13 protein-coding genes are annotated in these 12,089 nt (G+C 51.9%); 7 read left to right on the top strand and 6 right to left on the bottom strand.

The window, feature by feature from the left end; all coding sequences use genetic code 11:
• Positions 1–6: 6 nt before the first annotated feature.
• The 3 genes from MKY86_RS19875 to MKY86_RS19865 are packed head-to-tail and all read right to left on the bottom strand — an operon-like array spanning position 7 to position 1,296.
• Positions 7–126 carry a cyclic lactone autoinducer peptide gene (locus MKY86_RS19875; RefSeq protein WP_143803921.1) on the bottom strand — a complete coding sequence of 40 codons (120 nt, stop codon included), beginning with the start codon at positions 124–126 and terminating at the stop codon, positions 7–9.
• Positions 123–647, bottom strand: coding sequence for an accessory gene regulator ArgB-like protein (locus MKY86_RS19870; RefSeq protein WP_076086719.1), 525 nt, complete (start codon positions 645–647; stop codon positions 123–125). The genes MKY86_RS19875 and MKY86_RS19870 overlap by 4 nt, the downstream gene beginning before the upstream one ends.
• The gene (locus MKY86_RS19865) at positions 631–1,296 is read right to left on the bottom strand and encodes a hypothetical protein (RefSeq protein ID WP_076086716.1); all 666 of its coding nucleotides are present in this window, start codon (positions 1,294–1,296) and stop codon (positions 631–633) included. The genes MKY86_RS19870 and MKY86_RS19865 overlap by 17 nt, the downstream gene beginning before the upstream one ends.
• A 137-nt stretch (positions 1,297–1,433) precedes the next feature.
• Between MKY86_RS19865 and MKY86_RS19860 the strand changes: the two genes are divergently transcribed.
• Positions 1,434–1,952 carry a DinB family protein gene (locus MKY86_RS19860; RefSeq protein ID WP_076086713.1) on the top strand — a complete coding sequence of 173 codons (519 nt, stop codon included), beginning with the start codon at positions 1,434–1,436 and terminating at the stop codon, positions 1,950–1,952.
• Between the two features lie 15 nt (positions 1,953–1,967).
• Positions 1,968–2,222: a hypothetical protein gene (locus MKY86_RS19855; RefSeq protein ID WP_076086710.1), complete on the top strand. Its 255-nt coding sequence runs from the start codon at positions 1,968–1,970 to the stop codon at positions 2,220–2,222.
• A 73-nt stretch (positions 2,223–2,295) separates the two neighbouring features.
• On the opposite strand, the gene MKY86_RS19850 is transcribed toward MKY86_RS19855, so the two are convergent.
• Positions 2,296–2,865, bottom strand: coding sequence for a thymidine kinase (locus tag MKY86_RS19850; RefSeq protein ID WP_076086707.1), 570 nt, complete (start codon positions 2,863–2,865; stop codon positions 2,296–2,298).
• Positions 2,866–3,047: 182 nt separating this feature from the next.
• On the opposite strand from MKY86_RS19850, the gene MKY86_RS19845 reads away from it, so the two are divergent.
• From MKY86_RS19845 to MKY86_RS19835, 3 genes are read left to right on the top strand one after another with little or no spacing between them, the layout of a single operon-like run.
• Positions 3,048–3,257, top strand: a complete 210-nt coding sequence (locus MKY86_RS19845) for a hypothetical protein (protein ID WP_076086704.1) — start codon at positions 3,048–3,050, stop codon at positions 3,255–3,257.
• Positions 3,258–3,275: 18 nt separating this feature from the next.
• Positions 3,276–5,018 (top strand): ABC transporter ATP-binding protein, encoded by a 1,743-nt coding sequence (locus MKY86_RS19840; RefSeq protein ID WP_076086701.1) that lies wholly within the window; start codon positions 3,276–3,278, stop codon positions 5,016–5,018.
• Positions 4,999–6,846 (top strand): ABC transporter ATP-binding protein, encoded by a 1,848-nt coding sequence (locus MKY86_RS19835; RefSeq protein WP_076086697.1) that lies wholly within the window; start codon positions 4,999–5,001, stop codon positions 6,844–6,846. The genes MKY86_RS19840 and MKY86_RS19835 overlap by 20 nt, the downstream gene beginning before the upstream one ends.
• A 424-nt stretch (positions 6,847–7,270) precedes the next feature.
• Here MKY86_RS19835 and MKY86_RS19830 read toward each other — a convergent pair whose 3' ends face one another.
• Together MKY86_RS19830 and MKY86_RS19825 are read right to left on the bottom strand one after the other, a co-directional pair.
• Positions 7,271–8,401: an IS4 family transposase gene (locus MKY86_RS19830; RefSeq protein WP_340825549.1), complete on the bottom strand. Its 1,131-nt coding sequence runs from the start codon at positions 8,399–8,401 to the stop codon at positions 7,271–7,273.
• A gap of 463 nt (positions 8,402–8,864) precedes the next feature.
• Positions 8,865–9,170 carry a DUF2627 domain-containing protein gene (locus MKY86_RS19825; protein ID WP_076086477.1) on the bottom strand — a complete coding sequence of 102 codons (306 nt, stop codon included), beginning with the start codon at positions 9,168–9,170 and terminating at the stop codon, positions 8,865–8,867.
• A 167-nt stretch (positions 9,171–9,337) separates the two neighbouring features.
• Here MKY86_RS19825 and lpdA point away from each other — a divergent pair, with 167 nt between their 5' ends.
• Complete coding sequence (lpdA, locus tag MKY86_RS19820) at positions 9,338–10,759, top strand: dihydrolipoyl dehydrogenase (RefSeq protein ID WP_076086474.1); 1,422 nt, start codon at positions 9,338–9,340, stop codon at positions 10,757–10,759.
• A 295-nt stretch (positions 10,760–11,054) separates the two neighbouring features.
• On the top strand, positions 11,055–12,086 hold the full coding sequence (locus MKY86_RS19815; RefSeq protein ID WP_076086471.1) for a thiamine pyrophosphate-dependent dehydrogenase E1 component subunit alpha: 1,032 nt from the start codon (positions 11,055–11,057) through the stop codon (positions 12,084–12,086).
• Positions 12,087–12,089: the final 3 nt, after the last annotated feature.

The following is a 12,089-nucleotide window of genomic DNA, read 5'->3' as shown; positions in this document are numbered from 1 at the left end:
GTGTAATTACTTGCGTAATTCTTTAGGTACTTCAGGATTATGAAACGCTGGCTTCATAATTGAGACAAAGAAACGCGCAGATCCGGCAAGAGCGGATGAAAGCTGTTTTGCGATAGTTTTTCTCAATGTGTTTGCCTCCTTGTCCAGGGAATTACTGTTAATGACTGGACTAAAAACGCCAATCCTAGCACAGTTGATTGAAGAAAGAAATTAGAGGAGACCATTACTATAGAAACCAACTTCAACATAGGATAAATTGAAGCGGGGATTCTTGCGTTGTTATCAGGGTTTGGAGCGAATAAAATCATGATGAGTAAACTGGCTGAGTTAGCAATCCAAAGGCCGAATTCTGAAAATGCGATTAAAAAAGGGAGTAGGGTACTTAATAAAGTAGTGACAATATTACAAGCCATAGCTGTTTTTAAATGAAACCCGCCAGAGGCGAGGCGAAGGAAACAGAAGCTTAACAGAAAGGTTAAACATTCTGTTAAACGGCCGGTAATAAGGCCTATAACTGCTGTACTTACTATGATTAACAACGTATTTAAGATAATGCCAAGCGCATATTGCATGATTTCTATGGAATGAGTTTCCTCGGGATTAGCATTTTTGATTGTGACTGCAATTCGATTAGCTAATGAATTCATTGTGCATTCGATCCTTCTTATATGCAAGATATAGGTAAGCATAAAGCAGAACGGCATAAATCATGGGCATTAGGAAAAAATATTGCCAATACTTTTGTGCCAGGTCCACCATCAAAACAACAAAGATTAAGGATGGTGCGCTTAGAATAAAGATTTTGATTTCGCGAGTTTCAATTTTAACTTTAATATTTTGTTTGTCAGGAACGAAATCAAAGCCCTTTTTCTTCTTGCCGATATAAACACCAATAAATATAGCTGAGAGAGCCGAAATAAATTGAATAATATAAATACCTATTGTCGCGTAAGGTATACTCGGAATGTACAATCCAATTATTTTCATAATGAAGTAGCATGAGGATTGAATGAACATATAGGCAAGGTATGTCAGCCCTGTCATAGAAACAGCATAAAAAATATGAATTCGAAATAAGAGCCACATAAAGCAGAAGGTCAACAAATATTGGAATAATACATCTGTTAGCACCATTTCATAATCATTACGGAGAACAAACGAGACAAATGCCATTATTGTAGAAGCAAATATCATTTCCACAGGATAAACATCAATCTTAAAGACCTTGAAAGCCAAATAAAACATTGCTGATGTTTCTAAAATAGAAAATACCATATAAAGCACAAAATCCAGCATGCTTACACTCCCGGGAAATAGATTAACAAATCTGTAATCCTGGTGATATTATACATAATAGGCTAAGATACAACAACAGGTTTTGACACAATCCGGCAAATATTTCTTAAAAATTGGTTTGGAGAGGGGTTTTTACCATGAATCAGCGTCCTGCGCAAGGAGAGTATACCGAATTTCAGTCCAGATATATTACACTGGTGCCGCCGGAAGGAGCACTGGGCGTTATTCTAAGAGAGCAGACTCAGCAGGTGCTGGCTTTGCTTGGCGGGCTGACAGAGGAGCAAGGGGCCTACCGCTATGCCCCAGGGAAGTGGAGTATCAAGGAAATGCTAGGGCATCTGACGGATAATGACCGCATTATGTCTTACCGCTTGCTTTGTTTTGCGAGGGGAGAACAGGCGCCGCTTCCGGGCTATGAAGAGAATGATTATGCGGCTGCCGGGGCGTTCGACCGCTTTACGCTGCAAGAGATGATTGCGCACTACCGGATCGTCCGCGAGTCCACCTTGGCGCTGGCAGACAGTCTTGCGGAGGACGACTATACCCGTACAGGGAATTTTGGCGGGACTGCCATGTCTGTGCGAGCTCAGCTTTGTCTAATCATTGGACATGAGCGGCATCATCTGCGGATTCTTCATGAACGTTATCTGAACTAAAGGGAGGAGACGCATGTGGGCTTGCTTAGAGGTATCTGGCATGTCTTCGTCCCGAGGGAGCGCACATTAATATACACCACGTTCGATCAGGGACAATATCTCCGGGTCAAAAGCCGCCTTGCAGCAGCAGGTATCCCGCACCGTTCCCGGATTAATGGCGGAATGAGAGAGACCACACGGCGTGCTAACTTCGGTGGGAAGGCTACGATCCAGCATGATCTGTTCGTCCGTAAGGAGGATGAGCACAGGGCGCTTCAAGCGGTTCAATAGACTGGCACACAAAAAAACGCATTCTGGCCTGTTGAGGGCTGGAGTGCGTTTTAATGTTCTGTTTTAGGGTATTTTACAATGGAGGATTCTTGTGGCATTTACGGCAGACCGGGTAATAGGCTTCATTGCCGCCGATCTGGATCTGTTTGCCGCTGTATACCGGCTTGCCGTTCTCGACCCGCAGCGCCATGGTGGCTTTCCGTGCGCAGAACCAGCAGATGGTCTTCATTTCTTCGATCTTGTCGGCGTAGATCAGCATATATTTGCTGCCTTCGAACAGATTGTTCTGGAAATCATTTTTGAGGCCGAAGGCCATCACCGGAATGTCCAGCTCATCCACAATACGCACCAGCTGCAGGATGCAGTCCTTGCTCAGGAACTGGCACTCGTCGATCAGTACACAATGCGGCTTCGGCAGACTGCTGCTGACAATGCTGTAGATATCGGTCTGCTCGTCGATCGGAATGGCCTGCTTGCGCAGTCCGATCCGGGAGGAGATATATCCCACTTCATCCCGGTTATCAATGGAAGGTGTGAAGAGAAGCACCAACTTGCCCTGCTCTTCATAATTATGTGCAACCTTGAGGATCTCAATGGATTTGCCGCTGTTCATAGCTCCATACCTGAAAAATAATTGTGCCACGTCCATCTATCCTTTCACTGTTCAGCTAATCTGCTACACGACCAAAAAATCGACCTTACTAGAGTATCATACTCGGGGCCGGAGTAGCCAGTGCAAACATTGCTTCCGCCCGGGATGTGCTATAATGAACGCAATTGTGTCTTCAGCAGGAGAATATAGTGAACAGAAGGGAAGTTAGTCAGGTGACAGAGAAATTGGAGCAATATAAGGAACGGATCAATGCGCTGAAGGAGAAGGGGGAGCTCATCCCCGATACGGAGAATTTACTGGAAGACATGCTAACCGAGCTCACCGAGCTGAACCGCAGCAACAAGGCACTGCGCCGGGTCATTTTGAAGTCGGGACAGGGCTCTGCCATGTCTACCCGCCTGCGGGATGCGCTCTACGAATAAGCAAATGGGGTATCTTCGATGAAGCTAATGTTGACTTTTCTTAAAAAATACCGGGTCGCCGCCATTGCCGCGCTGGTCATGATGCTGATTGAGCTGGCCGTGGAGCTGTCGCAGCCGCTGCTGATCTCCAAAATCATTGATGATGGTATCCGGCAACAGGACACGGCAGTCGTCTGGCTGTGGGGCGGGGTGCTGGTAGGGAGTGCCGCTGTGGCATTTGTGGCGGGAATACTCAGCTCCTTTTTTGCGTCGCATGTCAGTCAGGGGTTTGCATTCGACCTGCGTGACAAGCTGTATGAAAAGGTACAGTCGTTCTCTTACGATATTTTTAGCCGCTTCCCTACCTCGTCCCTGATCACCCGCCTTACCGGGGATGTAACGCAAATTCAGGATACGATATTCATGGGGCTGCGGTTCATGACCCGAATTCCGCTGGTCGTGATCGGAAGCGTGATTATGGCGCTTGTTGTACATATCAAGCTGGGGCTGCTGCTGACCGTGACCCTGCCGTTTTTGGTGATTTTCATGGTCTGGCTGATGCGCAGAGCATCTGAGCTGTTCCGCAATGTGCAGAGCCGGCTCGACGGCGTGAATGGTGTGATTCAGGAGAATTTGACCGGAATCCGGCTGATCCGTGTATTTGTGCGGATGGGCCATGAGATTGGACGGTTCGCAACCTTCAGCGGAGAGCTGATGAGATCGACTATTGCTGCGCTGCGGCTTACCGAGACCTCAACCCCGTTCATTATGATCATCGTCAACGCCGGCATTCTGGCCGTGTTATGGTTTGGGCGGATAGAGATCTCTACAGGGGATGCGACGCTGGGGCAGACGGTTGCTGTCATTAACTACTCGCTGCGGACAATGGGAGCGCTGTCAGCGCTATCCTGGATTATGGTCAGCTTCTCCCGCGCACGGGCGTCTTCGGGACGGGTCACTGAAGTGATGGCGGCAAGCGATGGCCCGGGCGAGCTGGGTATGACTTCTGGAGAAGGTCTTGCGTCAGCTGTTCAAGGCAAGGTTGAATTCCAGCGGGTCAGCTTCAGTTATGCCGGCAGTGACATTAAGGTGCTTGACGATATCTCTTTCACGGTGCAGCCGGGGGAACGCGTGGCGATTATGGGCGCGACCGGCTCAGGCAAATCCTCCCTGGTAACGCTGATTCCCAGGCTGTATGAATGCGGCAGCGGGAGCATCCTGGTGGACGGACAGAAGCATACGGAGATGGATATGCAGACCTTACGGGGCTCAATTGGTTATGTACCTCAGGAGGTACTGCTATTCACCGGCTCGATCCGGGAGAATATAGCCTGGGGAAATGCAGTGGCGAGTCAGGCAGAGATTGAGCAGGCAGCAGCGGCAGCGCAGATTCATGACACAGTTGCCGGACTGCCGCAGGGCTACGAGACTGCCCTTGGGCAACGCGGAGTTAATCTGTCGGGCGGGCAGAAGCAGCGTCTGAGCATTGCACGGGCGCTGGTGCGAAGACCGGCGATCCTGATTCTGGATGACAGCACCAGTGCGCTTGATGCGGTGACGGAGGGACTTTTGCTGGGGGAGCTGAAGAAGTTGTCCTGCACGACCTTCCTGATCACACAGAAAATCAGCTCAACGGCTTCGGCGGATCTGATTCTGCTGCTGGACGAAGGCCGGCTCATTGCGCAGGGGACTCATTCCGAACTAATGGAGGAGTCCGGGCTGTACCGCAAAATCTATCAATCGCAGACAGGGGAGGGGCAGCATGTTCAAAGCACTCATTGAGCCGTTCCGCTATCCGAAGCTGGATGTAGGCCACGGCGAAGCCAAGGTCTTCGGGGCGATGGGCAGCCGGAAGCCGAAGGCGAAGGCCAAGAACTGGTCTGGCACATTAGGACGCATATGGACTTATCTCGCTGAACGCCGGACAAAGCTGATACTGGTGCTGTTCATGGTTCTGCTAAGCTCAGCCTTGTCGCTCCTTGGACCCTACCTGATCAGCCGGGCAGTGGACGATTATCTGGGCGGGGAGGGCGGCAGAACGTGGGGCATCTTCCTGCTGGTGCTGGCGCTCGTCTACCTGCTGAATTCCCTGGTCTCCTGGCTGCAAAATGTGTGGATGATCGAAGTGGCCCAGGAGACGGTCTACCGGATGCGGACGGATCTGTTCTCACACCTGCACCGCTTGCCGATCTCCTTCTTCAACCGCAGGCAGCAGGGAGAGATTATGAGCCGTCTGACCAATGATATCGAGAATATCAGTTCGACGCTGAACAGCTCGGCGATTCAGATCTTTTCCAGTATCCTGACGCTAGTGGGCACGGTTGGCGTGATGCTGTGGCTCAGCCCGCTGCTGACGCTGCTGACCTTCATTGTAGTGCCGCTGATGATGCTGGGCATGCGCTGGATTACCCGGCGGACTGGCCCGCTGTTCAAGGAGCGGCAGCGGAATATGGGTGAGCTGAACGGGTTCATCGAAGAGACCTTGTCCGGGCAGCGGATTATCAAAGCCTTCTCGCAGGAGGAGCGGGTGATTACCGGATTCAGAGAGCGCAATACACGGATCATGCTGTCGGGGTATTGGGCGCAATCGATTTCGGGCTTCATTCCCAAGCTGATGAATGGACTGAACAATCTGAGCTTTGCCATCGTGGCAGGAGTCGGGGGGCTGCTTGCGATCCGCGGGCTGGTGACGGTGGGGATTATTATCGCTTTTGCTGAATATGCCCGCCAATTCACCCGGCCGCTGAATGATCTGGCGAACCAGTGGAACACCCTGCTGTCGGCGATCGCCGGTGCGGAGCGCGTCTTCGAGGTGCTGGATGAAGAGACGGAGGCCCGGGATGAAGGCGAGGCGGTGAAGCTGGAACATGTGGAGGGAGCCGTAAAGTTCACGGATGTGTCCTTCTCTTATGAAGGTGGCGCTGATACGCTCCAGGGAATTACGTTCGAGGCGAAGCCCGGGGAGATGATTGCGCTGGTCGGACCTACCGGTGCTGGAAAAACGACGCTAATCGGCCTGCTGTCCCGCTTCTACGATCCGAGCCGGGGCAGCATTACGCTGGACGGGCGGGAGCTGTCAACGGTCACCCGTGAGAGTCTGCGCAGCCATATGGCCTTCGTCCTCCAGGACTCCTTCCTGTTCAAAGGTACGATCCGCGATAATATCCGCTATGGCCGGCTGGATGCAACCGATGAAGAGGTGGAGGAGGCTGCGAAGCTGGCCAATGCCCATGCCTTCATCATGAGACTCCAGGACGGCTACGACCGGATGCTGTCTGTGGACGGCAGCGGTATCAGCCAGGGACAGAAGCAGCTCTTGGCGATTGCCCGGGCAATTTTGGCGAATCCGTCTATGCTGGTGCTGGATGAGGCGACGAGCAGCATCGATACGGTGACCGAGATCAAGATTCAGGAAGGGCTCCAGGCGCTGATGCGCGGCCGGACCAGCTTCGTGATCGCCCACCGGCTGGGCACGATCCGCGCAGCCGACCGCATTCTGGTGCTTGAGAGCGGACGCCTGCTTCAGCAGGGCTCGCATGAGGAGCTGCTCCGGCAGGGCGGCCTCTATAGTCAGCTGGTGCGGGGAAGTAAGGACGCGGCCGGGGAGTAAGGATGAGGGATGGTTGAGGCATGGTGAGGGTGAGGCAATGAAGTGTAACGCTGATGCTCACGCTAATGCTGATGCTCACGCTAATGCTCACACTTGCGTTGAAGGTTGTACGTAGAGGCTACGGCGGTGGAATTGGTAAGGTAACTGTATTTTGTGCAGTAGAAATCTCATTTTTGAGTGGAAAATGGTATTCTACTGTATTTGGTACATTAGATTTTGCTGATTTGAGCAGAAAAGTGGGGGTTGTTCGAATTCTACTGTACGAAGTGCAATAGCTTTTGAATTCTGCTGGAGATTACCCTTTTCTGTTGTACATTGTGCAATTGTGCTGTTGGTAAGCTCTAATATCGTACCACATACCTGTGAACCGTATCTCTTATCTCGCGGATAGTTGTATTTCGTGCAGGCGTGTTGATTACCCATATTATGGGATGACAAAAACACCTAAATGTTCTTTACGCCTGAGCTGATTAAGCTGAACCTGCCACTCCAGCGGAAGATTAAATATACGCCAGTCCTGCATAAATTCCCAAAGAGTCAGCTCAGCAAAGACCGGTACCTTCGGGTGAATTTCATCAAAAATGTATTTCAAAAGCACATACGCGGCAAGGGCTACAAACAATTGGCTATATACTGCATTTTCGGTGGTTCCAAATAGACAAGGGACATTCAAATGCTGTTTCACCCAGCGGAAAAATACTTCAATTTCCCAGCGTGCTTTGTACATTTCAGTAATCACATGAGCGGACTCTTTTCTCAAATCGGTCACAATTCGTACCACTTCACCCCGGTCATTTTCAAATTCAACGACGCGGTGGCGGTGGGCGGATTGGTGTTTGCCTTGACCAATATAACAGGTGATATCGCGTACAATTTTGGTGTCTCCCTCCGCCGGTCGTTGAAGCTTTCGCGGCATCACCAAATGGAGATTGTCTTTCAGACGAATCACAAAGGACTGACCTTGCTGCACATATTGATCCAATCGACCGATCTTTCCATACGCCCGATCCTGAACTAAAAGGTAGTCCTTATCGGCCAAAATTTCTCCAAATGGAGCGTCATTGCGCCTGGCAATCGATTCGACCACCTTCACGGGTGAATGCTGTCCATGCGAGAAGGCCACATGCAGCTTGATACCTCCTCTGAATTTTTTATACGGAGCCCAAGACATACGGGAGTTTGCCGCCGTAACCGTCGTAGAGTCAATAAGCAGAAGATCTTTAGGCAGATTCAGGTGCCGACGGGTTTGCCGGTTACATTTCTGGACGAGCAGTTGAAACAAACGCTTGAAGATATCGTAAGGCACTTCACCGGCTTTGCCCGAAAGAGTGGAGTAATGAACCTTGGGCAAATCGTAGTTCGAGCCCACCCGAGCACTTTGACGAAAGCCATCCCATTGGTGGTAGCAGGCTTGGATAAAGTAGTCGAACAACACACCGACAGTCATTTTGGTTCCTGTATCCTCGTAGTTCTCGGTTTGCCCAGTCACCATTTCGACTTCTTCCGGGGTTAATACTTGTTTGAACACGGCCAGGAATGGGGTATTATTATTCATGAGGTCGCCTCATTTCGGTTTGGTTTGGTCGTACTTACCATTACCCGAAATGGCGGCCTTTCTTGTCCCTTTTTTTGGGAAATCAACACGCTTATATTTCGTGCAGCTATAATGCTGCGGATTAACGAATAAGCTGGCATAGATGTATTCCGTACAACTAAGATCAGGCACATTAGTCTTTAAACGCAATGTAGAGATTTATAAGTGTACGAAGTGCAGCTAAAACTCACAATGGGCCTGATCCGAGCATTTTAGTTGTACAAACTGCACTTAAGTAACAGGCACGTAGCAATTGAGCGACAGACTCGTAGCGCACTCTCACAGAGTACAGCGTGCGGTTCACGCGGCGTCTGGTGTGAATCGGGAGTCCTCCAGTTAAAAGTTCGATAGCTAACAACAAGGGGATGCCTTAGCAGCCGGTTCGTTCATGGCTTGAGGCATCCCCTGTTTCAATGGAATATAATTAGGAGCGGGCTTCGGAGGACGGGGGCTGCTGTGCTTGCTGCTTCTCCCTGAAGCGGGGGCCAACGTAGTTCTTTTTGCGGTCACGGGTCAGAATCCAGCCGCCGAGGAAGGTCATGCCCGCCAGGAATAAAAGCAGGCCGCCGCCGAAATGCAGCCACGCGAACACCGGAACGACCGAGTCGTCTCCATGCATCGCGAAATAGTTGAACAGATCATCTTTCATCATCAGGAAGCCCGTCATCGCCAGGAGGCCGGGGATCACCAGAATAAGGATGGCAATGAAGCGTGAAATCAGCAGTTTCATCACAGTCGCTCCTCTTCGCAGCCGTTTGAATTCACCCATATGATAACGCTTTAACCTGCAAAAGTCCATGAATACATGACGTTTATAAGTTTTGAATTACTCCCGAAAGAGAGTACAATATAATAGATTGAACTGAATTCAAGAGGAATGACTGGAGGATACATATCATGACAATGACCTGTGATGTGGCGATACTTGGGGGAGGCACCGGCGGTTATGTGGCAGCGATCCGCGCTGCGCAGCTGGGCAAATCCGTTGTCGTTATTGAAATGGACAAGCTGGGCGGAACCTGCCTGCACCGCGGCTGTATTCCCAGCAAATCACTGCTGCGCAGTGCAGAGGTATTGGCTGAAATCAACGAGAGCGAAAGCTACGGTATAGAGACTACGGGCACCAAGCTGGTGTTCCCCAAAGTGCAGCAGCGCAAGGAAGCGGTAGTAGAGCAGCTACATCAGGGGGTGCAGTATCTGATGCGCAAGCACAAGATTCAGGTGCTGAAGGGCAAAGGCCGGATCATCGGGCCTTCGATTTTCTCCCCGCGAAGCGGCGCAGTGGCTGTAGAACTGGAGAATGGCGAGATGGAGACCGTGGTCTCTACGAATCTTATCATTGCTACCGGCTCGCGTCCGCGCGTTCTGCCGGGACTGGTGCCCGACGGCAAGGTGATTCTGAGCAGTGAGGAGGCGCTTACGCTTGAGGAGCTACCGGCCTCGATTATTATTGTGGGCGGCGGGGTGATCGGAGTGGAGTGGGCATCCATGCTGGCTGATTTCGGAGTGCAGGTGACTGTCGTCGAGGCAGCCGGGCAGCTGTTGCCACAGGAGGATGAAGAGGTGGCCCGCGAGCTGCTGCGTCTGCTGAAGAAACGCGGAGTCCGGGTGCTCACCGGAACAACGGTGGATGCCGAGACCTGCACAGTGTCGGAGACAGGGATTACGATTGAAGCCCGCAAGGGGGAGCAGAGCCAGAGTCTATCGGCTGATAAGCTGCTCGTATCCGTGGGACGCGTGGCGAACATCGAGAATCTCGGACTGGAAAATACAGATATCCGTTTCGATACAGGTGTCATTGCGGTGAATACCAATATGCAGACGGGTGAACCGCATATCTATGCGATTGGCGATTGTATCGGCGGTCTGCAGCTGGCTCATGCCGCCAGCCATGAGGGCATCCGTGCCGTCAACCATCTGTCGGGTGAAGCGCTCCATCCGTATGAAGCGCATCTGGTTCCCCGTTGTGTCTATACACGGCCGGAAGTGGCAAGTGTCGGTTACACAGAGAAGGAAGCGAAGGAGCTCGGCCGTGAGACGGTGACCGGCAAATTCCCGTTCTCCGCCATCGGCAAAGCCATTGTCTACGGCATGAAGGACGGCTTCGTGAAGGTGGTGGCTGACGCGAAGAACGGGGATATCCTCGGCGTGCAAATGATCGGCCCGCATGTGACCGATCTGATCGGCGAAGCGGCGCTGGCCCAGATCCTGGATGCTACACCTTGGGAGGTCGGGGAGGCTGTACATGCTCATCCGACACTGTCGGAGGTGCTGGGCGAGGCGATGCTGGCGGTGGATGGAAGAGCAATCGGATTCTAGCGTGCGATAGAGAGCTTAACAAGAAGGCCGGAGGGAGCGGAAGGCGCGTAATGCGCCGATATCGCTCCATACCGGCTATATTTGTTCGGTTCCAGAGCCTTGCCTTGGCGGAGGGATTTTGGCTTTTCTTTTTGCCACGAAAAAGATTATAATGGATTTAGTACCTGGTGATAGGATCAGGGCATATATATTTAGTATTAGGGTCAACCCGCCTGACGGACGCATCCTGAACCTGTTAGAGATAGCGGGGCTGGAAGCTGAGCGCCGGCAATACTTTTTAGGAGGTACCTCTTATATGGAATCCCAAGGTACTGTAGACACCGTTAACAGACATAAGCAGCTTGGACTCACAGACGGCCAGGTTATCGATATGTACAGATTCATGCAGCTCGGACGGAAATATGATGAGCGCAGTCTGCTGCTGCAGCGTGCGGGCAAGATCAATTTCCATGTATCCGGCATCGGGCAGGAGGCAGCACAGGTCGCGGCGGCATTTGCACTGGACCGGGAGAATGACTATTTCCTGCCCTATTACCGGGACTATGCGTTTGTCCTCTCTGTCGGAATGACCACGCGCGAGCTGATGCTCTCCGTCTTCGCCAAGGCGGAAGATCCCAACAGCGGCGGCCGGCAGATGCCGGGCCACTTCGGCAGCAAGCGCCTGCGGATTGTAACGGGCTCAAGCCCGGTCACGACCCAGGTTCCGCATGCGGCAGGCTTCGCGCTGGCGGCGAAGATGCAGAAGAAGAAGTTCGTCTCCTTCGTTACCTTCGGGGAAGGCTCCAGCAACCAGGGGGATTTCCATGAAGCGTGTAACTTTGCCGGTGTGAATAAGCTGCCTATGATTATTTTTTGCCAAAACAATCAGTATGCGATCTCGATTCCTGCTCACAAGCAGCTTGGCGGCAAGGTCAGCGACCGTGCGCTCGGTTACGGCTTCCCCGGCATCCGGGTGGACGGCAATGATCCGCTGGAGGTCTACCGTGTGGTGAAGGAGGCCCGGGAACGTGCGCTTGCCGGTGAAGGCCCGACCCTGATTGAAGCGATGATGTACCGCCTGTCGCCGCACTCCACTTCGGATAATGATCTGGCTTACCGGACCCAGGAGGAAGTTGATGAGAACTGGGCAAAAGACGGCATCGCCGCGTTCCGCACCTATCTGACCGGACTCGGTCTATGGAGTGACGAGCAGGAGCGTGATCTGGCTGCCGAATATAATCTTGAACTGAAAGAGGCTATAACCTACGCGGAGAATGCGCCGTTCCCGAAACCGGAAGATACGCTGCTGCATGTCTACGATGAATCCGGCCTGAAGGGGGGCGCTTAAGCC

The organism is Paenibacillus sp. FSL R7-0333 (assembly GCF_038000365.1).
GTDB lineage: Bacteria > Bacillota > Bacilli > Paenibacillales > Paenibacillaceae > Paenibacillus_AQ > Paenibacillus_AQ silagei.
This window is presented reverse-complemented; position numbering and strand designations above follow the sequence as displayed.